This is a genomic window from Gillisella vitis (assembly GCF_001541345.2).
In the GTDB taxonomy this organism is placed as follows: Bacteria; Pseudomonadota; Alphaproteobacteria; order Rhizobiales; family Rhizobiaceae; genus Allorhizobium; species Allorhizobium vitis.
In genome coordinates, this window is sequence record NZ_LMVL02000002.1 from 899,346 (window position 1) to 921,485 (window position 22,140).

At 58.4% G+C, this 22,140-nt stretch carries 27 protein-coding genes; 14 read left to right on the plus strand and 13 right to left on the minus strand.

What is annotated here, in order from left to right:
* Window positions 1-17: 17 nt before the first annotated feature.
* The 5 genes from ASB66_RS09045 to ASB66_RS09065 all read right to left on the minus strand — a co-directional run bounded on the left by ASB66_RS09045 (window position 18) and on the right by ASB66_RS09065 (window position 4,086).
* A complete protein-coding gene (locus ASB66_RS09045) occupies window positions 18-782 on the minus strand; it encodes a hypothetical protein (protein WP_060719089.1) in 765 nt (254 codons plus the stop codon).
* Window positions 783-946: 164 nt separating this feature from the next.
* Window positions 947-1,600 carry an HAD family hydrolase gene (locus tag ASB66_RS09050; RefSeq protein ID WP_060719088.1) on the minus strand — a complete coding sequence of 218 codons (654 nt, stop codon included), beginning with the start codon at window positions 1,598-1,600 and terminating at the stop codon, window positions 947-949.
* Between the two features lie 6 nt (window positions 1,601-1,606).
* Complete coding sequence (locus ASB66_RS09055; RefSeq protein ID WP_060719087.1) at window positions 1,607-2,038, minus strand: bleomycin resistance protein; 432 nt, start codon at window positions 2,036-2,038, stop codon at window positions 1,607-1,609.
* Window positions 2,038-3,453, minus strand: coding sequence for a metalloprotease TldD (gene tldD, locus ASB66_RS09060; RefSeq protein WP_060719260.1), 1,416 nt, complete (start codon window positions 3,451-3,453; stop codon window positions 2,038-2,040). Before tldD ends, ASB66_RS09055 begins: the two co-directional genes overlap by 1 nt.
* 93 nt (window positions 3,454-3,546) lie before the next feature.
* A complete protein-coding gene (locus tag ASB66_RS09065; RefSeq protein WP_114386404.1) occupies window positions 3,547-4,086 on the minus strand; it encodes an invasion associated locus B family protein in 540 nt (179 codons plus the stop codon).
* A 625-nt stretch (window positions 4,087-4,711) separates the two neighbouring features.
* On the opposite strand from ASB66_RS09065, the gene coxB reads away from it, so the two are divergent.
* From coxB to ispH, 10 genes are all read left to right on the plus strand, one after another.
* Window positions 4,712-5,605: a cytochrome c oxidase subunit II gene (coxB, locus tag ASB66_RS09070; RefSeq protein WP_060719259.1), complete on the plus strand. Its 894-nt coding sequence runs from the start codon at window positions 4,712-4,714 to the stop codon at window positions 5,603-5,605.
* A gap of 18 nt (window positions 5,606-5,623) precedes the next feature.
* A complete protein-coding gene (ctaD, locus tag ASB66_RS09075) occupies window positions 5,624-7,291 on the plus strand; it encodes a cytochrome c oxidase subunit I (protein WP_060719085.1) in 1,668 nt (555 codons plus the stop codon).
* Between the two features lie 73 nt (window positions 7,292-7,364).
* Window positions 7,365-8,321, plus strand: a complete 957-nt coding sequence (gene cyoE / locus ASB66_RS09080) for a heme o synthase (protein ID WP_060719084.1) — start codon at window positions 7,365-7,367, stop codon at window positions 8,319-8,321.
* On the plus strand, window positions 8,321-8,458 hold the full coding sequence (locus tag ASB66_RS09085; RefSeq protein WP_060719083.1) for a hypothetical protein: 138 nt from the start codon (window positions 8,321-8,323) through the stop codon (window positions 8,456-8,458). Before cyoE ends, ASB66_RS09085 begins: the two co-directional genes overlap by 1 nt.
* Before the next feature lie 143 nt (window positions 8,459-8,601).
* Window positions 8,602-9,213 (plus strand): cytochrome c oxidase assembly protein, encoded by a 612-nt coding sequence (locus ASB66_RS09090; protein WP_060719082.1) that lies wholly within the window; start codon window positions 8,602-8,604, stop codon window positions 9,211-9,213.
* A gap of 126 nt (window positions 9,214-9,339) precedes the next feature.
* Window positions 9,340-10,218 (plus strand): cytochrome c oxidase subunit 3, encoded by an 879-nt coding sequence (locus ASB66_RS09095; RefSeq protein ID WP_060719081.1) that lies wholly within the window; start codon window positions 9,340-9,342, stop codon window positions 10,216-10,218.
* Between the two features lie 152 nt (window positions 10,219-10,370).
* Window positions 10,371-10,751, plus strand: a complete 381-nt coding sequence (locus ASB66_RS09100; protein ID WP_060719080.1) for a DUF983 domain-containing protein — start codon at window positions 10,371-10,373, stop codon at window positions 10,749-10,751.
* Between the two features lies 1 nt (window position 10,752).
* A complete protein-coding gene (locus ASB66_RS09105) occupies window positions 10,753-11,478 on the plus strand; it encodes an SURF1 family protein (RefSeq protein ID WP_081089120.1) in 726 nt (241 codons plus the stop codon).
* Window positions 11,479-11,639: 161 nt separating this feature from the next.
* Window positions 11,640-12,011, plus strand: a complete 372-nt coding sequence (locus ASB66_RS09110; RefSeq protein ID WP_015915169.1) for a DUF1304 domain-containing protein — start codon at window positions 11,640-11,642, stop codon at window positions 12,009-12,011.
* A gap of 14 nt (window positions 12,012-12,025) precedes the next feature.
* On the plus strand, window positions 12,026-13,048 hold the full coding sequence (gene ispH / locus ASB66_RS09115; protein ID WP_060719257.1) for a 4-hydroxy-3-methylbut-2-enyl diphosphate reductase: 1,023 nt from the start codon (window positions 12,026-12,028) through the stop codon (window positions 13,046-13,048).
* A gap of 27 nt (window positions 13,049-13,075) precedes the next feature.
* Here the strand turns inward: ispH and blaOXA are convergent, their stop codons facing one another.
* Complete coding sequence (blaOXA, locus tag ASB66_RS09120) at window positions 13,076-13,855, minus strand: class D beta-lactamase (protein ID WP_114386488.1); 780 nt, start codon at window positions 13,853-13,855, stop codon at window positions 13,076-13,078.
* Between the two features lie 336 nt (window positions 13,856-14,191).
* On the opposite strand from blaOXA, the gene ASB66_RS09125 reads away from it, so the two are divergent.
* Genes ASB66_RS09125 through ASB66_RS09135 form a run of 3 tightly spaced genes read left to right on the plus strand, consistent with a single transcriptional unit; the run spans window position 14,192 to window position 15,954 of the window.
* On the plus strand, window positions 14,192-15,157 hold the full coding sequence (locus ASB66_RS09125; RefSeq protein ID WP_060719078.1) for a homoserine kinase: 966 nt from the start codon (window positions 14,192-14,194) through the stop codon (window positions 15,155-15,157).
* On the plus strand, window positions 15,154-15,618 hold the full coding sequence (rnhA, locus tag ASB66_RS09130; protein ID WP_060719077.1) for a ribonuclease HI: 465 nt from the start codon (window positions 15,154-15,156) through the stop codon (window positions 15,616-15,618). The genes ASB66_RS09125 and rnhA overlap by 4 nt, the downstream gene beginning before the upstream one ends.
* Before the next feature lie 27 nt (window positions 15,619-15,645).
* Complete coding sequence (locus ASB66_RS09135; RefSeq protein WP_060719076.1) at window positions 15,646-15,954, plus strand: Dabb family protein; 309 nt, start codon at window positions 15,646-15,648, stop codon at window positions 15,952-15,954.
* A gap of 67 nt (window positions 15,955-16,021) precedes the next feature.
* Here the strand turns inward: ASB66_RS09135 and ASB66_RS09140 are convergent, their stop codons facing one another.
* The 6 genes from ASB66_RS09140 to ASB66_RS09160 all read right to left on the minus strand — a co-directional run bounded on the left by ASB66_RS09140 (window position 16,022) and on the right by ASB66_RS09160 (window position 20,344).
* Window positions 16,022-16,918: a metal ABC transporter substrate-binding protein gene (locus ASB66_RS09140; RefSeq protein ID WP_156544937.1), complete on the minus strand. Its 897-nt coding sequence runs from the start codon at window positions 16,916-16,918 to the stop codon at window positions 16,022-16,024.
* Between the two features lie 15 nt (window positions 16,919-16,933).
* On the minus strand, window positions 16,934-17,806 hold the full coding sequence (locus tag ASB66_RS09145) for a metal ABC transporter permease (RefSeq protein WP_060719074.1): 873 nt from the start codon (window positions 17,804-17,806) through the stop codon (window positions 16,934-16,936).
* Window positions 17,803-18,567, minus strand: a complete 765-nt coding sequence (locus ASB66_RS09150; RefSeq protein ID WP_060719073.1) for a metal ABC transporter ATP-binding protein — start codon at window positions 18,565-18,567, stop codon at window positions 17,803-17,805. The genes ASB66_RS09145 and ASB66_RS09150 overlap by 4 nt, the downstream gene beginning before the upstream one ends.
* A complete protein-coding gene (locus ASB66_RS26995) occupies window positions 18,564-18,689 on the minus strand; it encodes a hypothetical protein (RefSeq protein WP_267889551.1) in 126 nt (41 codons plus the stop codon). Before ASB66_RS26995 ends, ASB66_RS09150 begins: the two co-directional genes overlap by 4 nt.
* Before the next feature lie 216 nt (window positions 18,690-18,905).
* Window positions 18,906-19,391: a peroxiredoxin gene (locus ASB66_RS09155; RefSeq protein ID WP_060719072.1), complete on the minus strand. Its 486-nt coding sequence runs from the start codon at window positions 19,389-19,391 to the stop codon at window positions 18,906-18,908.
* Window positions 19,392-19,462: 71 nt separating this feature from the next.
* Complete coding sequence (locus ASB66_RS09160) at window positions 19,463-20,344, minus strand: protein-disulfide reductase DsbD domain-containing protein (RefSeq protein ID WP_060719071.1); 882 nt, start codon at window positions 20,342-20,344, stop codon at window positions 19,463-19,465.
* A 240-nt stretch (window positions 20,345-20,584) separates the two neighbouring features.
* On the opposite strand from ASB66_RS09160, the gene ASB66_RS26050 reads away from it, so the two are divergent.
* Entirely contained in the window at window positions 20,585-21,190 is a 606-nt protein-coding gene (locus ASB66_RS26050; RefSeq protein WP_060719070.1) for a YqgE/AlgH family protein, read from the plus strand.
* Here the strand turns inward: ASB66_RS26050 and ASB66_RS09165 are convergent, their stop codons facing one another.
* Entirely contained in the window at window positions 21,191-22,132 is a 942-nt protein-coding gene (locus ASB66_RS09165; protein WP_060719069.1) for a DMT family transporter, read from the minus strand.
* Window positions 22,133-22,140: the final 8 nt, after the last annotated feature.

Here is a 22,140-nt window from a genome sequence, read left to right on the forward strand (position 1 = left end):
ATCTTCGCCTTGGGAGGTCAGAGCCTGCGAAGCGTAAAGGGCGCACCGAAGAAATGCAGCCACATGCGCTCCAGGATATAGCCATGCGCCACCACAGGTGCTGTGGCGAAATCGTAGAGCCTTGCATAGCTGTCGGGTGAAACGGCGGTGACCAGATCGTTGCGAACTGCGAAGATCGCACCATAGGAAAACGTCCCGAGCAGATGTTTGTCGGCTTCGTCAGCAATGTGATCCATGCGGCAGCGGCGCAACATGTGCGCGGCGATATTGATGTAGGCTTCCATCCCGCCGTTCAGCAGGCGATAGACCGTGCCCATTCCCAGTGCGCCATTGTCGATAAAGTCAACCGGACCCCAAGTGTAGAGCGAGAAATATTCTTCGCGGACCCGCGGGCCGCCCCGCAGCTTCGGGCGATACGCATCCAGAAACTTCTGCGGCGGTACGTTTTTCTCTTCGACCCATGCCCAGGAGAGCGTCTGGATTTTCTCCCAATCGGTCCAATTGTTGAGCAATTGGATGAAGTCAGGACTGTGCGTGAAGGGGTCTCCCTGCGCAAAGACCGTGAAATGGTGATCGCGCTGACGCTGACCCATCATGTGATGGAGGTAGGTCTCAGATTCCCGCCCAACATTGGGACGTGCAATGATATGATTGGCACGCTCAAGCACCTGTGGCGATGTGATTTCTTCGCCCTTGTTGTAAACGAAAATCTCGAAATTGCTGGGGACCTGCGCAATCCATTCCAACTCTTCCGCATAACGGGCAATGACGAGTGTGTGCACCTGTAAACTCCTGGCAAGATACGGACGCAGTTTGCACCGCGCGATAACCCGATGGTATGCCGTAGGTCTAAGGCCAGAAGCTTGTCTGTGGCTTGAAGCTTATGCGGAGTATCTGAGGTGCGGAACGCTACCAAAGTTATAGTATTTGGCGTTCCGAAAGCGCGTTATGCAAAAAAGCCGCAGCATTGGTGCAGATCATCGATGACCAATGTTGCAAGCGCCCGAATTTCATCGGTCGGTGGCAGGAGATCGGGCACCATCACCGCCATCATGCCCGCTGAAGCTGCCGAGCGAATGCCGTTGTGGGAATCTTCCAATGCCAGACAATCGGCTGGTGCGATGCCAAGTCGTTCGGCTGCGGTCAGATAAGGGTCCGGCGCTGGCTTGCCTATGGCGTAATCTCCCTGGGCAATGACGTGATTGAAGCGTTCCCGGATACCGAAGCCGGCCAGGTGATGTTCGACCTGAAAATGGGCTGAGGATGTGCAGATCGCCCGTGGAATTGCATGGGCGTCCAGCGTATCGAGGAGTGCCACCACGCCGGCTTTCAGCTTCAGTTCCAGGGCGATCAATCGGTCGAAATGCTCCAGCCATACCGCCCGAAAGGCTTCCGCGTCAAAATCCGGCCCATAATGGTCCTTCAGTAAATGCACGATCCCGTCCCAGGGGCGGCCCAGCATGCCTTCATAGACCGATGGCCCGACAAGCAGCCCCGCTTGCTCACCTGCCGAAATCACCGATTTACGATAGAGGATTTCGCTGTCGAGGATGAGGCCATCCATGTCGAAGATAACGGCTTTGGGAGTGCGGGGCAGCATGTGTCGCTATAGATCCAATGAGAGTTCTCGTTCGCCGAGATCCTGGTAAAAGCGCAGCAGATAACCGTCTGGATCGGCAACGACGAATTGTCTGTTGCCGCCCTCCATATTGCCTGTGCGATACCATTTGTCTTCCAGCGGCAGATAAAGGGCAATGGCGGCTGCTTCGAGCCGGTCGAGAATGGTCTGCACGTTATCGACGCGGATCTGAACATTCAGCCCGCGTCCGAATGGTCTTGTCAGCGGTGCGTCGTCAATCTCGAACGTCCGACCAAGCCCGATCTGATCGATCATCAACTGTGCGCCATCCAGTTCAAGGTAGCTGAACCCTTCTTCCGGCCGCTCGTAACGCACCGAAAAGCCAAGCAGCCGAGTGTAGAACTCCCGGCTCTTATGCCAGTCCGTGACTGCAAATTCTGGAACCAGCGCGTTCGACATTACGCCCGCGTACCACCCACCGTGATCTGGTCCATCCGCAGATGCGGCTGGCCAACGCCGACCGGGACCCACTGTCCAGCCTTGCCGCAATTGCCGATGCCGGTGTCGAGTTTCATGTCGTTGCCGATCATCGACACCCGCTTCATCGCTTCCGGCCCATTGCCGATCAGCATGGCGCCCTTGACCGGCGCGCCGATCTTGCCATCCTCGATCATATAGGCTTCGGTGCAGCCGAACACGAATTTGCCCGAGGTGATATCCACCTGACCGCCGCCGAAGGACACGGCATAGATGCCCTTCTTGACCGATGCGATGATTTCTTCCGGGCTCTTGTCGCCTGACAGCATGTAGGTATTGGTCATGCGCGGCATCGGCTGGTGGGCATAGCCCTGGCGGCGGCCATTGCCGGTTGGTGTCATGCCCATCAACCGGGCATTCTGGCGGTCCTGCATATAGCCGACCAGCCGACCGTTTTCGATCAGTACGTTATAGGCAGACGGTGTGCCTTCGTCATCGACAGTGATCGAGCCGCGCCGGTTGTTGATTGTGCCATCGTCGACCACGGTCACCCCTGGGGCGGCGACCATTTCGCCCAGCAGTCCAGCAAAGGCCGAGGTCTTCTTGCGGTTGAAATCGCCTTCCAGCCCGTGGCCGACGGCTTCGTGCAGCATCACGCCTGGCCAGCCATTGCCCAGTACGACGTCCATGCTGCCAGCCGGTGCCTCGATGGCCTCCAGATTGACCAGCGCCTGACGCAGCGCGTCATCGGCGCCTGCCTTCCAGCTTTCATCATTCAGGAAATCGGCGAAGGACATCCGCCCGCCTGTGCCGAAGGAGCCGGATTCCTGCCGCTCGCCCTGGCCAGTCACTACGGAAATATTCATGCGAGTCATCGGGCGCACATCGCGGACCCGATGGCCATCGGCGCGCAGGATTTCCACCACCTGCCAGCTGGCGGCAATCGAGGCGGAGACCTGGCGCACTTTAGGGTCTTTGGCGCGCAGATAGGCATCGATTTCCGAAAGAAGCGCTACTTTTTCCTCGAAGATCGGGCTGCCGATCGGATTCTCGTCGCCATAGAGCCGGACATTGGTGCGCTGCGGGGCGCTGGCATAGGAGCCACTATAGCCGTGGGTAACGGCCTTGACGGCGTCGGCGGCCCGGGTCAGCGCAGATAGCGACAATTCGCCGGAATGGGCATAGCCCACTGCTTCGCCTGCCACCGAGCGCAGGCCAAACCCCTGGTCGGTGTTGAAACTGCCGCCCTTCAGGCGTCCATTGTCGAAGGACAGTGATTCGGCCTGGGCATGTTCAATATACAATTCGCCGTCATCCGATCCCTCCAGCGCCGAGGCGACGGCTTTCGACAGGCTGCGCTCGTCGCAATCGAACAGGCTGATGAGGTCGGTGGTCATCGGGATCTCCTTGGCTTGTGGTTCCCATTTCATCGGCCCCATGTAATTGCACTGGACCGATGGGGCAAGGGCCGATGCCAGACAGCTCCTTACTCAGGGCAGGGCGTCGTAGCCTTCGCCAAAGCCGTTCAGCTCGACGGGAATACCGACCCGGTCCTGATCAGAGGATTCGCGCACTGCAAACACGGCGCTTTTGCCCGAACGCAGCACTTTCATCAGTTGATCGTCGATTTCCACTTCAACATAGCAGCCCTCGGCAAAGCAGCGGGTGAAGAAAGCCCGGCCGACATTGTTATTGTCGACGTAAAGCTCCATGCCGTCCTTCAACAGCACGCCAAGCGGCGCCAGAATGCGCAGGATGCGGGCCTTGCGGTCGGCGGTCTTCAACACCACCACGGACAGTCCCACTTCGGGGCGGTCCTCGGCAATCACATTCTGCATCAGCGCGCATTGTTCCTGCGAGGTACCGGCGGGCGTATCGCAAATGATCGACCAGGCGCCGTGATTGGAGCGCACCGTGCCTGCCTGCGGCTGCTGTGCCAGCGCCGCGCCCGCCTGCAATGCTGTTGCAAACCCTGCCGCAACGAGCCCCGCCGCGCCAAGTCTAGCCCGCAACATTCTCTGGAAACCCATGGATACCTCTGGAATTCTGTTCAATTTTGTCATTCTCGCCTGCGCCGCACAAAGGATCAAGGGCCAAGGCCTTCGACATCCTTGCGCTTTGCGCGCTGTATCTTCCTGTAACCTGCGATGATCGTCGAAACAAATCCAATCTGCGGTTATTGGCCCGACCGATAAAAGGCCTAGCCCAGACTGGACAAGACGAACACCGGAGATGGGCTGACTATTGACAGTCTCCTTTCCAGCCGAGTGCGGCATAATTGGGGTGTCTGCCTGTGTTACGATCAGGGACTGATCCAGTTCAGGTCCATGCGATGGCGAGATTTCAGGCGAATCATCTTCGGCATTGCCCGCAAAGCGCGTACTGACATTCGCGGCGCAGGGCCGGGAATTGCGCAACTTCCGCCTGGATCTTTATGGAGATCTTTATGGGATGAGCAAAAATGCCGCAGCGGCATGGACGTACGGTTGTTGCGAAATTGGCAAAATTGTGATTTTAAATTAGTATCATATCAGGGATTGTGCGTTTGCCATTGATTTGGGTCAAACGCGGGAGGGAGAGGCAACCGTGATAAAAACTCTTTTAAAAGTGATGGTCAGTTTGGCCACGGGTCTGGTCACGGGGACGGCGCGTCGGATGGCAGGTCTGGCGGGAGCCATGGTTCTCTGTCTGATGAGTGCCGTCGGTGCGATGGCAGACCAGCCGGTTGATTGGCAGCTCGACCTGCAACCCCATGCCAGCCCGGTGATGGAGCAGATCCGCTGGTTCAACCATTACACCTTGTGGTTCATCGTTCCGGTAACGCTGCTGGTTCTTGCTCTTTTGATCATCGTGGTCGTGCGGTTCAGGGCCAGCGCCAATCCGGTGCCGTCCCGCACCAGCCACAATACCGTGATCGAGATTGTCTGGACACTCGGGCCGGTTCTTATTCTTTTCTTTCTCGCCATCCCGTCCTTCAATTTGCTCACCTATGAATTGACGATTCCGGAAAAGCCCGACCTGACCATCAAGGCCACGGCCACCCAATGGCAGTGGAACTATGAATATCAGGGTGAAAAGCAACTGGCTTTCGACAGCTACCTGCTGAAGGACCAGGACCGCGCCAGCGCCGGCAAGGAGGATCACAAGATCTATCCGCGTCTTCTGGCTGTCGACAATGAAATGGTCTTGCCTGTCGGCAAGACGGTTCGCATGCTGGTGACGGCAGCGCCTTCTGACGTGATCCATTCCTTCGCCATGCCGTCTTTTGGCGTCAAGATCGACGCCGTGCCGGGCCGGTTGAACGAGACATGGTTCCGCGTCGACCGAGAAGGTCTGTTCTACGGTCAGTGCTCGGAACTTTGCGGCAAGGACCACGCTTTCATGCCGATCGCCATCCGCGTCGTTTCGGCTGACAAGTACAATGCGTGGATGACGGCAGCCGCAAGTGATCTTGGCGCGGCCAACAAGGCTCTGATGGCAGCGACGGATGGCCCGAAGGCCACCAATCAGCTGGCTCAGAACGTTTCCACAATGACCGTTTCGAACTGATAGAGGGGAGCGAGGACAATGGCTGGACCTACCGCCGAGGGCGCTCATGCACCCGGACATTCACATGATCACAAGCCGGGCTTTGCCGCCCGCTGGCTGTTTTCGACCAATCATAAAGACATCGGTACGCTCTATCTGATCTTCGCCATTATCGCTGGCGTGATCGGCGGCGCGCTGTCGGTGGCCATGCGCATGGAATTGCAGGAGCCTGGCATTCAGATCTTCCACGGTCTCGCTGCCATGGTTTACGGCTTCGAGGGCGATGCGGCCATCGATGGCGGCAAGCACATGTATAACGTCTTCACCACCGCACATGCGCTGATCATGATCTTCTTCATGGTTATGCCAGCGCTGATCGGTGGCTTTGCCAACTGGATGATCCCGATCATGATCGGTGCGCCGGATATGGCGTTTCCGCGTCTCAACAATATCTCCTTCTGGCTGATCGTTCCGGCTTTCGTGCTGCTGCTGCTGTCGATGTTTGTCGAAGGCCCGGCAGGCGCCTACGGTGTCGGCGGCGGCTGGACGATGTATCCACCCTTGTCGACCTCCGGCCAGCCTGGCCCGGCGGTGGATCTGGCGATCTTTGCGCTGCATGTGTCGGGTGCCTCGTCGATCCTTGGTGCCATAAACTTCATCACCACCATCCTCAACATGCGCGCGCCAGGCATGACTCTGCACAAGATGCCGCTGTTTGCCTGGTCGGTGCTGGTCACGGCTTTCCTGCTGCTTCTGTCTCTGCCGGTTCTGGCTGGTGGCATCACCATGCTGTTGACCGACCGTAATTTCGGCACGACATTCTTTGCCCCCGAAGGCGGTGGTGACCCGATACTCTACCAGCACCTGTTCTGGTTCTTCGGGCATCCGGAAGTCTATATCCTGATCCTGCCCGGCTTCGGCATCGTCAGCCACATCATCTCGACCTTCTCGAAAAAGCCGGTTTTCGGCTATCTCGGCATGGCCTATGCCATGGTCGCCATCGGCGCGGTCGGTTTCGTGGTCTGGGCGCATCACATGTATACGGTTGGCCTGTCGCTGGCAGCCCAACGCTACTTCGTCTTCGCAACCATGGTGATCGCGGTGCCAACCGGCATCAAGATCTTCTCGTGGATTGCCACCATGTGGGGTGGCTCGCTGTCCTTCCGCACTCCCATGGTCTGGGCCATCGGCTTCATTTTCCTGTTCACCGTTGGTGGTGTAACAGGCGTGCAGCTGGCCAATGCCGGTCTCGACCGTTCGCTGCACGATACCTATTACGTGGTGGCTCATTTCCACTACGTTCTGTCGCTGGGTGCCGTATTTGCAATTTTCGCGGGCTGGTATTATTGGTTCCCGAAAATGTCGGGCTATATGTATAGCGAGTTCATCGGCAAGCTGCATTTCTGGGTGATGTTCATCGGCGTCAACATGGTGTTCTTCCCGCAGCACTTCCTTGGGTTGGCCGGCATGCCGCGCCGCTATATCGATTACCCGGATGCCTTTGCCGACTGGAACCGGATTTCATCCTACGGCTCCTATCTTTCGGGCGTCGCAGTGCTGATCTTCCTGTTCGGCGTGTTCGAGGCTTTTGCCAGGAAGCGGGTGGCAGGCGACAACCCCTGGGGTGAAGGTGCAACCACACTGGAGTGGCAGCTGTCTTCGCCGCCGCCATACCATCAGTGGGAACAGTTGCCCCGCATAAAATAGACATAAAAAAAGCTATCAACGCCGTGGATGAAGCCGCTGCGGCGTTGAGAACATGACAGGTCAGGACAGCATAATGGCAGCCATAGACAACAGCAACATCATCGGTCTGGACAGTGAGATCTGTCTGTCCGAAGCGGGCGCGAAGGATTTCTTCGCGCTGTTAAAGCCGCGGGTGATGTCGCTTGTGGTGTTCACCGCCTTTGCTGGCTTGGTGCTGGCACCGGGTACGATCAACCCGATTCTGGGCGTCATTGCCATCCTGTGCATTGCGGTTGGGGCTGGTGCCTCCGGCGCTCTCAATATGTGGTATGATGCTGATATCGATGCGGTGATGACCCGCACGGCGCGCCGTCCCATTCCGGCAGGCCGTATTCGTCCGCAGGAGGCGCTGGCCTTTGGCATCACGCTGTCGGTCTTTTCGGTCTCGATTCTTGGCCTCGCGGTCAATTGGTTCGCCGCCGCCTTTCTGGCCTTCACCATCCTGTTTTATGCCGTCGTCTATACGATGTGGCTGAAACGCTCGACGCCGCAGAATATTGTGATTGGCGGCGCATCCGGGGCCTTTCCGCCAATGATCGGCTGGGCCTGTGTCACCGGTGGCGTGTCGCTGGACAGCGTCATTCTGTTCATGGTGATCTTTCTGTGGACGCCAGCGCATTTCTGGGCCTTGGCGCTCTACAAGATGCGCGATTACGGCTCGGTCGGTGTGCCGATGATGCCGAATGTGGCGGGTGAAACCTCGACCAAGCGGCAGATGTTCGTCTATGCCGTACTGACCGGTATCTTTGCCGTGGCACCGGCTTTCACCGGGCTTGCTTCGCTCTGGTACGGGCTGGTGGCTGGCGTGCTGAGTGCCGTCTTCGTCGCCTGCTCCGTTGCCGTTTGGCGGATGCCAGAGGGCGATGAGCGCATGGCGCCAGCCCGCAAAATGTTCGCCTATTCGATTTTCTATCTTTTTGCGGTGTTTTCAGCCCTGCTGGTCGATCACTACGCGGCGAGCCTTATCGCTCATGCGTCGGGAGTGCTGTGATGGAAACGGTCAAGTTGACGGAAGCCCAGAGAAAATCAAGACGCGGTCGCAATATAGCGCTGGGCCTGGTCTTGGCCGGGCTTGTGGTGTTGTTTTACCTCGTGACGTTGGTGAAAATCAGCGGCATGGGACAATGAGCATGGTCTGATTGCGCATGGCTCGTCATTTGGCGATGCGCAGCCGGTAATGCTCACCGTGAGAGAAGCCGATAGCCGGGTTTTGAAATACAGACTGTTGACATACGCATACCATTCAATCAGCGGCACGGGAGGAACGAGCCATGGCAGAACCGGGAGGCACACAAGCGGGAGAACGGCGCGGCAAGGACCTGACCGTGTTTTTCGCGTGCCTGGCGTTTGTCGGTGGCGTGACTGCCATGAGCTTTGCAGCGGCCCCTTTCTACCGGATGTATTGCCAGTTGACCGGCTATAACGGTACGACCCAGCGTGCCGAACAGCCGTCATCGGTCATTCTCGACCGCAAGATGACTGTCACGTTCGATGCCAATGTCTCGCCCGGGCTGAACTGGGATTTCAAACCGATGCAGGCCTCTGTTGCCCCTAGGATTGGTGAGACCATTCAGGCCAATTATTCTGTCACCAATCGCTCGCCCTATCCAACCAAGGGGCAGGCGGTGTTCAACGTGACTCCAATGGAGGCAGCGGTCTATTTCAACAAGATCGAGTGCTTCTGCTTTACCGAGACGGTGCTACAGCCCGGCCAGACGCTGGACATGCCGGTGGTCTTCTATATCGACCCCGACATCATGGCGCAGCCGGAAACCAAAAATATCGGAACGGTAACCTTGTCCTATACATTCTATCCGCATGGCGGCGAAAAGCCGGTGGCTGGGATTGCGCAGGACAAAGCGACCGTTCAGCCTAAGCTTTAGTAAGCTTTCTGCCGTATCAAAGCGGTGGAGGCATATTGGAGCCAGGGCCGGAATTAAGGGATGAAGTGATTGGCGGCGAGAGGCGGCGGGTCACTTGAGGAGAGTTTTCAAGCGGGGATTGCTGACATGGCCGACGCCCATCAGAAACATCATGACTATCACATCATCGATCCGAGCCCATGGCCGATCCTGGCCTCGCTCGGGGCTTTCATCCTGACCTTTGGTGGGGTCGGCTATATGCGCTACCTGCATGGCGGCTCGTTCAAGCTGTTCGGCATGGAACTGGCGCACCCCTGGCTGTTCTACATCGGCCTTGCCATCATCCTGTTCACCATGTTCGGCTGGTGGGCCGATACGATCAAGGAAGCCCATGAGGGCAACCATACGCGGGTGGTGTCGCTGCATTTGCGCTATGGGATGATCATGTTCATCGCTTCGGAAGTGATGTTCTTCGTCGCGTGGTTCTGGGCGTTTTTTGATGCCAGCCTGTTTCCCCATGAAGCCATCCAAGCGTCTCGGGTTGAGTTTACCGGCGGGCAATGGCCGCCAAAGGGTGTCGAAGTGCTCGACCCCTGGCATCTGCCGCTTTACAACACTGTCATCCTGCTGCTGTCAGGCACCTGTGTTACCTGGGCGCACCATGCTTTGCTGCACAATGACCGCAAGGGCATGATCAGCGGCCTGACGCTGACCGTGGTGCTCGGCGCGCTGTTCTCCTTTGTGCAAGTCTATGAATATATGCACGCACCGTTTGCGTTCAAAAGCTCGATTTACGGCGCAACCTTCTTCATGGCCACCGGCTTCCACGGCTTCCACGTGCTGGTCGGCACGATCTTCCTGCTCGTTTGCCTGTTTCGGGCGCTGAAGGGCGATTTTACCCCGAAGCAGCACTTCGGCTTCGAGGCGGCGGCCTGGTACTGGCACTTCGTCGACGTGGTCTGGCTGTTCCTGTTCTTCTCGATCTACATCTGGGGTGGTTGGGGCGCGCCGCTGGCCCATGGGTAACGGCTAATTTGGTAGGATTTTAACAAGGGCGGCGTCAAGAGCGCCGCCTTCTTGTTTGCAGCTGTGCTGAGTGTTTGTCAGAAAAATTGGAAGTCTGTCTGGTTCAGTTTGAATCTGTCAGATTCTAGGAAGCAATAGGGAACCTCGACATCATGGCCAGCAATAGCGATTTCCCGCCGGTCGAACCGGTCCAGGCCGCTCTTTCGGTTTCCTGCCCGCGTTGCGGACGCGGCAAGCTTTTTCAAGGGCTGACCAAGCTGAAGCCCGCCTGTAGCGCCTGCGGCTTCGATTACAGCAGCATCGATCCCGGCGATGGCGCGTCGATTTTTGTTATTCTGATCGCCGATTTTCTGGTTGTTGGCCTGGCGCTTTATACAGAGGTCACGTATTCGCCGGGATTGTGGGTGCATTTTCTGGTGTTTGGACCTTTGGCAATCGGATTGTCGCTCTGGCTGCTGCGCACCATCAAGGCGCTGCTGATTGCCCTGCAATACAGGCACAATGCCCATCCGGGGCAGATCGACCGGGAGTAGGATGGCCGCGATGACGCGTGTAAGGCTTGCCGCAAGCGGCTTTCTGGTGCTGGTCGCTCTGGCGCTGCTGGTCTCGCTTGGCACATGGCAAATGCATCGTCTGGCCTGGAAAGAAGGCCTGATTGCCGATATCGAAGCGCGCCGTCACCAGCCCCCTGCCAGCGTCGAGGACATCGATGCGCTTGCACGCACTGGCGGGGATGTCGATTACCGGGCCATGACTGTCTCCGGCACCTATCTCAACGACAAGGAACGCCGTTTCCTGGCGACCTATGACGGCGATGCCGGTTTTTACATTTACACGCCGCTTCAGCTGGCCGATGGACATATTCTCTTCGTCAATCGCGGCTTCGTGCCGGAGCAGAAGAAGGAGCCTTCGACCCGCATGGGTGGGCAATTGCTGGGCCTCCAGCGCGTGACCGGCCTGGCGCGGGCGAAACTGGCGGAAAAGCCCTCCCGGTTGGTACCTGATAACGATATCGCCAAGAATGTGTTTTATTGGAAAGATCTCGATGCCATGGCCGCCAGCACCGGGATCGATGCGGCCAAGGTCCTGCCGTTCTTTCTGGATGCAGGGCCGTCGCCGGTCCCCGGCGGCCTGCCGATCGGCGGCGTCACGATGATCGACCTCCCCAATAGCCACTTGCAATATGCCTTGACCTGGTACGGTCTGGCTCTTGCGCTGGCCGTTATCGCGGTTATTTCAGTTTTCAGAAAGAAAACCTGAAGTTATTTCCAGAATCAATAATAATGTGGATATTGTCAAAATGCTTGAACTGAATTGGTTCAAGCATAGATACGCAATCCATCTGCATTTTACTTTGTTTTCTTCGACATGGATTGCAGGAATTTTGCTGCTTTCAACAATCTCGAACGGGGGTGAGAGATATGACGATATTCTTAATTGCGACAGTTTTGGTCGTTCTTGTCATGCTGGAACATATCTACATCATGGTGCTGGAAATGTTTCTCTGGACGACACCGCGGGCCCGGAAAATCTTCCGTAAAAGCTTGCAGGGCGCCGAAACCACACGGGTGATGGCGGCCAATCAGGGGCTTTACAATGGGTTTCTGGCTGCGGGTCTGTTCTGGGCGCTTTTGCATCCGCTGCCAGCCATGGGCCTCCAGCTCAAGGTATTTTTTCTTGGCGCTGTGGTGGTTGCTGGCCTATATGGGGGGAGGACCGTGTCGCGGCGGATCTTCTTCGTCCAGGCCGCGCCGGCAGCGATTGCCCTGTTTTTGGTTTTACTGGCTGGATAACAATGACGACTGCAATGGACAAAACGCTTCTGGAAACCGGCTCGGTGACCCGGTCGCCATTGACGATCCGGCTGTGCGGTCCGCGTGGTTTTTGCGCCGGTGTCGACCGGGCGATCCAGATCGTCGTGCTGGCACTGAAGGGTTATGGCGCGCCGGTCTATGTCCGTCATGAAATCGTCCACAACCGCTATGTGGTCGAGGGGCTGGAGGCCAAGGGTGCGGTCTTCGTCGAGGAATTGGATGAAATTCCAGCCGAGCATCGCCAGCAGCCCGTGGTGTTTTCCGCCCATGGTGTGCCGAAATCCGTGCCCGAAGATGCGCAGAAGCGCAATCTTTTCTATCTCGATGCCACCTGTCCGCTGGTCTCGAAAGTGCATAAGCAGGCGATGCGCCACCAGCGGCTTGGCCGCCACGTCATTTTGATTGGCCATGCAGGCCACCCGGAAGTGATCGGCACCATGGGGCAATTGCCTGAAGGCACCGTGTCCCTGGTGGAAACCGTTGAGGATGCCGCCGTCTATCAGCCAATCGATCCGGAAAACCTCGGCTTTGTCACCCAGACCACGCTGTCAGTGGACGATACCGCAGGCGTGATTGCCAAATTGCAGGAGCGCTTTCCAGAGCTGAAGGCACCTGCTGCCGACAGTATCTGCTATGCCACCACCAACCGGCAGGAAGCGGTGAAGCAGGCAGCGCCCGGCTGCGATCTGTTCGTCACCGTCGGCGCCCCCAACTCCTCCAACTCCAAGCGGCTGGTGGAAGTGGCGCTGAAGGCTGGTGCCAAGCGCTCCATCCTCGTGCAACGCGCCAGTGAGCTGGATTGGGACGCCATCGGTGAGATCCGCAGCCTGGGCCTGTCGGCAGGGGCCTCGGCGCCGGAAGTGGTGGTCAACGAAATCATCGAAGCCTTCAAAGCCCGCTTCGACGCGACAATCGAGCTGGCTGAATTCTCCATCGAAAACGAAAACTTCCTGGTGAACCGCGAATTGCGCTCCATCGAATTGACCCAGGACGACATGGCTTTCGTTAACGGGTGACGCAAGGCTAAGTCGGAAAGGTTCTGTTCACTTGCTCGCCAGCAACTCTGGCAGTTCTTGCAGCAAAGCGTCGCGGGCGCGAACCCCTGGGGTAATCTGGTCTTTTTTCTCATCCTGAATGAGACGGGCAAACACATAGGTCTGTTTGCCTTTGCTGGCCCAGCCGACATACCAGCCCCATCCACGGCTATAATCGAACGCGGTGTCCGACAGACGAGGGAAGGCTGCACCGGTCTTGCCATGCACGGTCCAGCCATCGGCGATCTCGCGTTGCTCAACGATGGCCATTGTCTTGTCCATGGCCTCGGGGCGAACGGGCAGTTGATGCTGGACCAGTTTTCGCAGGAACGCGACCTGTTCCAGCGGTGAAATCTTTAAGGAGGAGGCGATCCATGCCCGCTCCAGGCCATTGTTTTTGCCAGGATCGCCGGAAAAATCGGCATTGCCATAGGCAAATTTCGTCGCATAAGCATGAAGCTTGTCTTGCCCAAGCGTCCTGGTGATCTGCTGGGAATACCAGACGACGGAGTATTTCATCCAGCGCACCGGATCGGTCGGCTGTTTCCAATTGTCGCCGCCCCAATCCACATACCCCTGTTTAAACGGCAGGGTTGGATTATGCTCGTCCTTCAGGTCATCGGCATCATAGCCCATGACGCTGAGGGCAACCTTGAATGTGGACGCCGGTGTGACCCGCTCCGCGCAATTGCCGTCCTGGATCAGGGTCTTTCCGGTGCTGCTATCGGCAATGACCGTGCAAATCGTTCCGGCCTGCGCCGTGGACGCCAAGAAGATGGCGGTCATCATCACGGCTGAAATAATCGTCAATGCGGCATGCGATGTTGTCATGTGCCTGCTCTTTCTCGCCTATGGTGCCTAAAGCTTTGCTATAGCGGGTCGATTATCCACCAGGGTCAATGGAAGGTCAGGCAACACGAAAATTCTGCCATTATTGTGGGAGGGAAACGGACATTGTTCGCGCGACCCCAATTTCTTGTGGCCTATTCGGTCAAGGGCTGGCATGCCATGCCATCGCGCTGTAGCACCTATGGGGCACAGCATGATTGCCCCTGAATTTGATTTGGATTTCGGCAATTATGCAGTATCCCTGCCGAACACAAACCCGAATTGCGGATCATCCCTGTGGCAGTTTATACCGACATTAACGAGGTCGATCTCAAAGACTTCCTCGCACACTATGAAACCGGCGAGCTGCTGTCCTTCAAGGGCATTGCCGAAGGTGTGGAAAATTCCAATTTCCTGCTGCATACGACCAAGGGTGCGTTGATCCTTACGCTCTATGAAAAGCGCGTCGAGAAAAACGACCTGCCGTTTTTCCTAGGCCTGATGCATCATCTGTCGGCCAAGGGCCTCAACTGCCCGCTGCCGCTGCCGCGCAAGGATGGCGCGCTGCTGGGCGAATTGTCCGGGCGCCCGGCGGCGTTGATTTCCTTTTTGGAAGGCATGTGGCTTCGCAAGCCGGAAACCCAGCATTGCCGCGCGGTGGGCGAGGCCTTGGCGACCATGCATCTTGCGGCAGAAGGGTTTGCCCTGACACGCGCCAATGCCCTGGACCTTGCCGGCTGGCAGGCGCTGTGGCCGAAGGCGCGCGACCGCGCCGATGAGGTCTCTCCCGGTCTCCAGGCGGAAATCGATGCTGAGCTGGCGCATCTGGCCGGGCAATGGCCGAAGGATCTTCCCACGGGCGTTATCCATGCCGATCTGTTTCCCGACAATGTCTTCTTCCTTGGCGACCAATTGTCGGGGTTGATCGACTTCTATTTCGCCTGCAACGACTTTCTCGCCTATGACCTGTCGATCGGCCTGAATGCCTGGTGCTTCGAAAAGGACGGCAGCTATAATATCACCAAGGGCAAGGCGATGATCGACGGTTATCTGTCGGTTCGCCCGCTGTCTCCGGCGGAGGTGGCGGCCATGCCGGTTCTGTGCCGAGGCTCGGCGCTGCGCTTCCTGCTGACCCGGCTTTACGACTGGCTGACCACGCCGGAAGGCGCCATGGTGGTGAAGAAGGAGCCGCTCGAATATCTGCGCAAGCTGCGCTTCCACCAGGCGGTTAAGACCGCAGCCGAATACGGGTGGCCGCAATGAAACATGTCGAAATCTTCACGGATGGCGCCTGTTCCGGCAATCCCGGTCCGGGCGGCTGGGGCGCGGTGCTGCGCTACGGCGAGGTGGAAAAGGATCTCTGCGGCGGCGAGGCGGATACCACCAACAACCGCATGGAATTGCTGGCAGCGATCACCGCGCTGAACACGCTGAAGACCCCGTGCGAAGTTGATCTGCACACCGACAGCAAATATGTAATGGACGGCATTTCCAAGTGGATCTTCGGTTGGAAGAAAAACGGCTGGAAAACCGCCGACAAGAAGCCAGTGAAAAACGGCGAGCTTTGGCAGCAGCTCGATGCGGCCAACCAGCGTCACAAGGTGACCTGGCACTGGGTCAAGGGGCATGCCGGTCATCCCGAAAACGAACGGGCCGACGAACTGGCCCGCAAGGGCATGGAGCCCTTCAAAAAGGGCGGTGCAGGCTCGAAGCCAATCTTATAATCGCACAATCCCACAAGGAGTTACCCGATGATCTATCACTGCGTTTTTCTGCGGTTCAAGTCGGCGGTCTCTGACGCTGAGAAACAGTCGATTTACGATGCTGTCGCTGCTTTGAAGGAAGTGGTGCCGGGTATGCTGGAGGTCCGCGCCGGTCCGAATGTCTCTCCGGAAGGGCTGAACGGTGGCTTTGTCGATGGGTTCGTCGTCCGTTTCGAAGACGCCACGGTGCGCGATTATTACCTGAAACACCCGGATCATATCGCGGTCGGCGACCGTATCATCGCTGCGACAGATGGCGGTTTGTCCGGCATCCTGGTCTTCGATCTCGAGGCATAAAAATAGCGGCCGTCCCGGCAGCTGTAGGGTTCATCGGGACGGCCCTATCAGGCTGACTGTAGGAAGGTCAGCTTGATTTGCGCATGGCATCCGCCAGCTTGTCGACATTGTAGCGGAACATTTTCTCATAGGTCGAAGCCGGGCCTTTGGGCTTGGACAGGGCTTCCACATAAAGCTCGCCGCCCGATGTCGCGCCGGTTGCCTTGGCGATTTGCTTGACGAGACGCGGATCGTTGGAGTTTTCGAAGAAATAGCTCTTCACATGCTCGGTCTTGATCTGCTCGATCAGCTTGGCGACGTCAGCGGCCGAGGCTTCGCTTTCGGTGGAAAGACCGAGTGGCGACAGGAAACTGATTTTGTATTCGCGGCCGAGATACCCGAAAGCGTCGTGGCTGGTCAGGATCTTGCGCTCTGATTCAGGGATGGTGTCGAACTTGGCATGAGCATAGGCATTCATGTCTTCAAGCTTTTTCGTATAGGCGCTGGCATTGGCCTTGAAGGCTTCGGCATCGGCTGGATCGGCAGCGGTCAGCGCCTTTTCGATATTGGCGACCCAGGCCTTCACATTGACCGGGCTGTTCCACACATGCGGATCGGTCACGGTTTTGCCGTCCTCTTCCATGGTGCGGGTGTTGATGCCTTCGGAGGCGACGACCGGCTTGCCCTTGTAACCCGACGCGGTGATCAGCCGGTCCATCCAGCCTTCCAGGCCTTCGCCGGAGACGAACGTCACATCGGCGACCTTCAGAGCCTTGGCATTGGCTGGCGACGGCTCGAATTCATGGGGGTCGCCGTCGGGACCGACCAGGCTGGAGACGGTGACATGGTCGCCGCCAACCTGTTTCACGACATCGGCCAGAACAGTGAAGGACGCGACAACCTTCAGTGTGTCGGCAAAGGCTGGTGCGGCGGAAAGCGCCATCAACAGTGGCAGGGCTGCGGACAATAACAGTTTACGGTTCATGATGATCTCCTGTGATCAGGCTTTCAGGTGAGGACTGGGAAGAAACCGCCGGAAAACACCGGAGGGCGCAAAAAGAATGGACAGGCCGTAAAACAGCGCCGCGACCAGGATGATCGTCGGCCCGGAGGCCAGTTCCAGATGGTAGGAGGCGATCAAGCCGAGATAGCTGGCGGTGATGCCGCTTGCCGCCGCCACCACCATCATGCCGGGCAGGCTGCGGCACCAGAGCTGGGCAATGGCGGCAGGAAGCATCATCAATCCGACGGCCATCAACGTGCCGAGCGCCTGGAAACTGGCGACCAGATTGAGCACGACGAGAAACAGGAACAGGAAATGATAGACCGGCCCGCGCCCGCCGACGGCCCGCAAGAAGCCTGGGTCAAGGCATTCGGTCACCAATGGCCGGTAGATGACGGCCAGTGCCAGCAGCGAGAAGGAGGCAATGGCACCGATCTGCACCAGCGCATCATTGTCGATGGCCAGGATAGTCCCGAACAGCACATGCAAAAGATCGATATTGGAACCGCGCAGCGACACGATCAGCACGCCCAGCGCCAGGGATGTCAGGTAGAAACTGGCAAAGCTGGCATCCTCCTGCAACACAGTCGACCGGGTGACAAAGCCCGACAGCAGCGCGACGGAAAGACCGGCCACCAGCCCGCCCAGCCCCATGGCGGTCAGCGACAGGGACCCGGCGATCAGGTAGCCAATGGCTGCCCCCGGCAACACCGCATGGCTCATGGCATCGCCGACCAGGCTCATGCGCCGCAGCATCAGAAACACGCCGATCGGGCCGGAGCCGAGGCCGAGGCAAAGCGAGGCCACCAGCGCCCGGCGCATGAAGCCGTAATCGGCAAAGGGTGCGATCAGCAGATCGTAGGCGGTCATGCGGCGGGCCTTGTGCTTTTCAGATCCGCCGGGCGGCAGACCTCGGCATCCTCGTCCCAGCGTTCGGCCATGGCGCGGGCCTTGAGCAGATTGGCCGATGACAGGGCGTCCTGGGTCGGCCCCCAGCTGACCAACTCGCGGGCCAGCAGCAGGGTCTGGGGGAAATGGCTGCGCACCTGGTCGAAATCATGCAGGACCGCAATCACCGTGCGGCCATCACCGTGCCAGCCACGGATAATGTCGATCAGGTCGCGGGTGGTGCGGGCATCGATGGCGGTGAAAGGCTCGTCCAGCAGGATCACTTTGGCATCCTGCAACAGCAACCGGGCAAACAGCACCCGCTGGAACTGGCCGGCGGATAGCGCGCCGATATGGCGCTTCTCGAAGCCCTCCAGCCTAACCATTGCCAGTGCTTGGCCAGCTTTGTCCATGTCGGATCGGGCGATGCGGCCAAAGGCGCCGCTATTGCGCCAGGCGCCGAGCAACACGGTGTCCAATACGCTGATTGGAAATCGGCGGTTGATGTCGGCGGCCTGCGGCAGATAGCCGAAATCCGTGCGCTTCAGACTATGCTCCACCGCCCCTTCGGCGGGGCGCAATTCGCCAATGATTGCCTTCAGCAGGGTGGATTTTCCCGCCCCGTTCGGCCCGGCAATCGCCGTCAGGCTGCCGGTCTCGATCACGCCGTTGACGTGATGCACAGCCGGATGCCGGTCATAGGCGACGGTCAGATTGGTAAGCCGGATCACAGGATTGCTCATGGCAGGGCCACCGCCCATTGGATGGCAAGCCAGGTGAGGCCAATCAACGCCAGCGCAAAGCCCAGCCGCATGACGGCGGACCGTGCCAGTAAACTGGGAAAGATAGGATCTTCGTCCTGCAAGGCTCGCACTCCGATCATGGATTATATGTAATAACGTTACGTGTAACGATATAACAATAATGGCAAATCGATGGCAAGCCTTTCTTCCCGGATGGGGAGGCCTTATCCCAGGCCATATAAGCCTCATGAAAAGACCCCGAAAGCCTGCGCTTGCGGGGTCTTTGTCTTGTCGGAACGCTGAAAGACAGCTTTCCAGAAAACCGGTAAGTAGAAAGCTTACAGCCGTTCCAGCATGGCTTCAGCCGAGGAAACCGTGGCCTGGCCGGGATTTTCCTCGATATCGAGGCTTTTCACCACGCCATTTTCCACCAGCATGGAATAGCGCTTGGAACGCACGCCGAGCCCGCCCGCCGACAGGTCCATGTCGAGGCCGAGCGCCTTGGAGAAGCTCGCATCCCAATCGGCAAGGAAATGGATCTTGCCCATGCCGCCGCTGTGCTGCGCCCAGGCGCCCATGACATGCCAGTCATTGACCGAGAGAACGGCGATTTCATCGACGCCCTTGGCCAGCAGCGCTTCGCGTTGCTCCAGATAGCCGGGCAGATGGTTCAGCGTGCAGGTCGGGGTAAAGGCGCCGGGCACGGCAAACAGCACGACCTTCTTGCCCTTGAACAGGTCTTCGGTGCTGATCTCGACTGGACCGTCTGCGGTCTTTTCCTTGAATGTTGCTGCTGGAACCGTATCGCCAATTGCAATCGTCATGAAATCTCTCCTCATTGTGCTTGATGTCTCAGTCTGTTCCAAAAGCGCAGCCCGCCAGCGGCCATTGACTGTCAGGGCTGCACTATAGGGCGGGTTGTTGCGAAGGCAAGCGGGGCTTCCATGGTCCGTTTGTTGCCGGCTGCCACCAGAATGTGCCAGGTCTTGCCGCTCACCGAATAATTGCGCGGAAATTTAGGCAGGGCGATACGCAGGGTGCGGCTATTGCCTTTGCTTTGCACCGCCTTGTATTCGGTAAACAGATAGCCTTCCGGTCCGGTCACCAGAATGCGCGGCTCGTCCTTGGAGCCATCGGGCAGGACCAGTGACACGTCGAGGCTGGAGAGATCGTGGGCCATCTCGAAGTCCGAGACGTAAAAATCCTCCGCAGCCGCCGCAGGCAGTTTGGATTTGGCCTTGTCGATCAGCTTAACCTCGCCGACATCGGTGGTTTCCTCGTGGCTGAGATCGATGCTGAGGTCGGCTTGAAACGGAATACAGATATTGCGGCACATGCCGATGAAGGCCGTCAGCTTGAGGGGGCTCTGCCAATCCTCGCCGCTGCTCTTCAGCGTAAAGGGAAACACCACGGCATGGTCATAGCCGACATCGCGTACGCTGCCGATATCCATGCGCTTGGGCACCGGAAAGCTCAGCGGCGAGGGCGTGACCTTCGCCTCCGGCGCGGCGGTCAGCTGCGGTGGAATACCGCTGTCGCCGGGCTCGCGCCAATAGGTAAACCAGCCGTCATTCGGCTCGATCTGCAGGCCCGCCTGCCGGGTTCCATCCGGAGCCGGTGGCAGAACGATCAGCCGCATCCGGCCGCCGTCGCTGGTTGCCCAGTCGGAGGTGGCGGCGCAGGCGTCGCCAAGGGGTGTCAGCGCCAGGAGACCCGCAAAGAGCAGGCCGAGCAGCGCAGGAAAAACCGGACGGTTGGAAAACAAAGGAAGGACCATGCGGCTATTTAGACCAGCCCTATCACCGCTGCCAATCACGCTTTTTACGGTTTTATCATTTTCGGTTGATTGATTGGCAACTATGCCCCATCTTGAAGACCACGGCTTAAGGATATGACTTGCGCCAGAAGCAAATATGAATGCCGGGCGGCGCCTGGCAGATGCGAGGGGAATGCCCGGCACGACGGCGTATGATGTTCTTTTCCGATAGATCGGCGTTCCGAACAAACCGGAGGCAGCATGGCTTTTTCCACTTTGAAGTCCGATCGTGAACGTGGGTTTCTCGACGGCCATTTCCTGATCGCCATGCCCAGCATGGCGGACGGCAATTTCGCCCGCAGTGTCGTCTATGTCTGCGCCCATACGACGGCTGGTGCCATGGGCTTCATCATCAACCGCACCCAGCCGGTCAAATTCGCCGACATCCTGCTGCATCTCGACCTGATCGATCAGCATGATGCGATCATGCTGCCCGACCATGCTCGCAACTTCCCCATTCAATGCGGCGGCCCGGTGGAAACCGGTCGCGGTTTCGTGTTGCATTCCGACGATTATATCAGCGACAGCAGCATTCCGGTCAGCGACGATATCTCGCTGACCGCGACCCTCGACATCGTCCGCGCCATTTCCGATGGCCGTGGTCCGGCCCGCGCCACCATGCTGCTTGGCTATGCCGGTTGGGGGCCGGGCCAGTTGGAGGCGGAGATCGCCAATAATGGCTGGCTGAACTGCCCGGCCTCCGAAGACCTGATCTTTGATCCGGTCCTCGACAACAAATATGACCGAGCGCTGGCCCTGATTGGTATCAGCCCCGCCACGCTGTCGGCCGAGGCTGGCCACGCCTGATCAAGGCTTTTGCGGTTCTGGCTTGGCGTGTCTGCGCCGCGAAAATGTGCGTGACAGAAAAGCCGAGCTTGGCAAGGTCATGACGGCGACACCGGCCACCACCAGGACGAGACCGGTGAGCACGGTCGGGCTATAGCGCTCCCCAAGAAAAATCGCGCCGATTCCGACCCCGATCGGTACCCGCAGATAGGCTTGGGATGTGGTGGCGACCGAGCCAAGCGTATGGACAAGCCTGAAATAGATCACAAAAGCAAGCGCGGTGGAAAAGACCGCGAGCGCCAGCAAGGCCGCGAGCGAAGAGCCGGAGACCGCCAGCGTCCAGGGCTTGTCCACGATCAGACTGAGCGGAATGAGCATGGCCGCCCCGCACAAAAGCGAGCCTGCGGCGGGCATCATCGGATCTAGCTCTTTGAAATTCCGTCCGAAAATGGCCGCCATCGCATAGCAGGCCGATGCCAGGATGACGGCGCATTGCGCGACGAGATCGGTTCCGGCGGAATGAAAGGCGTTGACGCCGACGATCAGGCAGGTGCCGGAAATTCCCAGCAGAACGCCAAGCAGCTTGCGTAGGCCGACAGGTTCATGCCGCGTGAAGGTGACGGTGATCAGGAAAGTGAAGATTGGCGTCAGGGCATTGAGGATCACCGCAAGCCCGGCCTCGACATGCAGTTCCGCCCAGGCAATCAGGGTGAAGGGCAGGGCGCTGTTGAGGCAGGACTGGATGAGGAACCGCCGCCAGGTGGCGCTATCGCGAGGAAGCTTCATCCCCCGTATCCGCAAAATGGCAAGCAACAACCCACCGGCCAGCAGGGTGCGGGCGGCAATCAGCGTGATCGGTGGAATGGTCTCCACCCCGATGCGGATGAAACTATAGGCAGCGCCCCACACGGTTGCCAAAGCCAAAAGCAGGGCGAGTTCTTTCAAAAGGACCGGTTTTTCCATGGACTATC

Coding starts and splice junctions, on each gene's coding strand:
- ASB66_RS09155 (WP_060719072.1), bottom strand. CDS start 19,391: ATGACGATTGCAATTGGCGATACGGTTCCAGCAGCAACATTCAAGGAA.
- ASB66_RS09085 (WP_060719083.1), top strand. CDS start 8,321: ATGGAAACGGTCAAGTTGACGGAAGCCCAGAGAAAATCAAGACGCGGT.
- ASB66_RS09050 (WP_060719088.1), bottom strand. CDS start 1,600: ATGCTGCCCCGCACTCCCAAAGCCGTTATCTTCGACATGGATGGCCTC.
- ASB66_RS09100 (WP_060719080.1), top strand. CDS start 10,371: ATGGCCAGCAATAGCGATTTCCCGCCGGTCGAACCGGTCCAGGCCGCT.
- ASB66_RS09090 (WP_060719082.1), top strand. CDS start 8,602: ATGGCAGAACCGGGAGGCACACAAGCGGGAGAACGGCGCGGCAAGGAC.
- ASB66_RS09055 (WP_060719087.1), bottom strand. CDS start 2,038: ATGTCGAACGCGCTGGTTCCAGAATTTGCAGTCACGGACTGGCATAAG.
- ASB66_RS09150 (WP_060719073.1), bottom strand. CDS start 18,567: ATGAGCAATCCTGTGATCCGGCTTACCAATCTGACCGTCGCCTATGAC.
- ASB66_RS09140 (WP_156544937.1), bottom strand. CDS start 16,918: ATGAACCGTAAACTGTTATTGTCCGCAGCCCTGCCACTGTTGATGGCG.
- ASB66_RS09095 (WP_060719081.1), top strand. CDS start 9,340: ATGGCCGACGCCCATCAGAAACATCATGACTATCACATCATCGATCCG.
- ispH (WP_060719257.1), top strand. CDS start 12,026: ATGGACAAAACGCTTCTGGAAACCGGCTCGGTGACCCGGTCGCCATTG.
- tldD (WP_060719260.1), bottom strand. CDS start 3,453: ATGACCACCGACCTCATCAGCCTGTTCGATTGCGACGAGCGCAGCCTG.
- cyoE (WP_060719084.1), top strand. CDS start 7,365: ATGGCAGCCATAGACAACAGCAACATCATCGGTCTGGACAGTGAGATC.
- ctaD (WP_060719085.1), top strand. CDS start 5,624: ATGGCTGGACCTACCGCCGAGGGCGCTCATGCACCCGGACATTCACAT.
- ASB66_RS09105 (WP_081089120.1), top strand. CDS start 10,753: ATGGCCGCGATGACGCGTGTAAGGCTTGCCGCAAGCGGCTTTCTGGTG.
- ASB66_RS09165 (WP_060719069.1), bottom strand. CDS start 22,132: ATGGAAAAACCGGTCCTTTTGAAAGAACTCGCCCTGCTTTTGGCTTTG.
- ASB66_RS09065 (WP_114386404.1), bottom strand. CDS start 4,086: ATGGGTTTCCAGAGAATGTTGCGGGCTAGACTTGGCGCGGCGGGGCTC.
- ASB66_RS09160 (WP_060719071.1), bottom strand. CDS start 20,344: ATGGTCCTTCCTTTGTTTTCCAACCGTCCGGTTTTTCCTGCGCTGCTC.
- blaOXA (WP_114386488.1), bottom strand. CDS start 13,855: ATGATGACCGCCATCTTCTTGGCGTCCACGGCGCAGGCCGGAACGATT.
- ASB66_RS09145 (WP_060719074.1), bottom strand. CDS start 17,806: ATGACCGCCTACGATCTGCTGATCGCACCCTTTGCCGATTACGGCTTC.
- ASB66_RS09135 (WP_060719076.1), top strand. CDS start 15,646: ATGATCTATCACTGCGTTTTTCTGCGGTTCAAGTCGGCGGTCTCTGAC.
- rnhA (WP_060719077.1), top strand. CDS start 15,154: ATGAAACATGTCGAAATCTTCACGGATGGCGCCTGTTCCGGCAATCCC.
- ASB66_RS09110 (WP_015915169.1), top strand. CDS start 11,640: ATGACGATATTCTTAATTGCGACAGTTTTGGTCGTTCTTGTCATGCTG.
- ASB66_RS26050 (WP_060719070.1), top strand. CDS start 20,585: ATGGCTTTTTCCACTTTGAAGTCCGATCGTGAACGTGGGTTTCTCGAC.
- coxB (WP_060719259.1), top strand. CDS start 4,712: ATGGCAGGTCTGGCGGGAGCCATGGTTCTCTGTCTGATGAGTGCCGTC.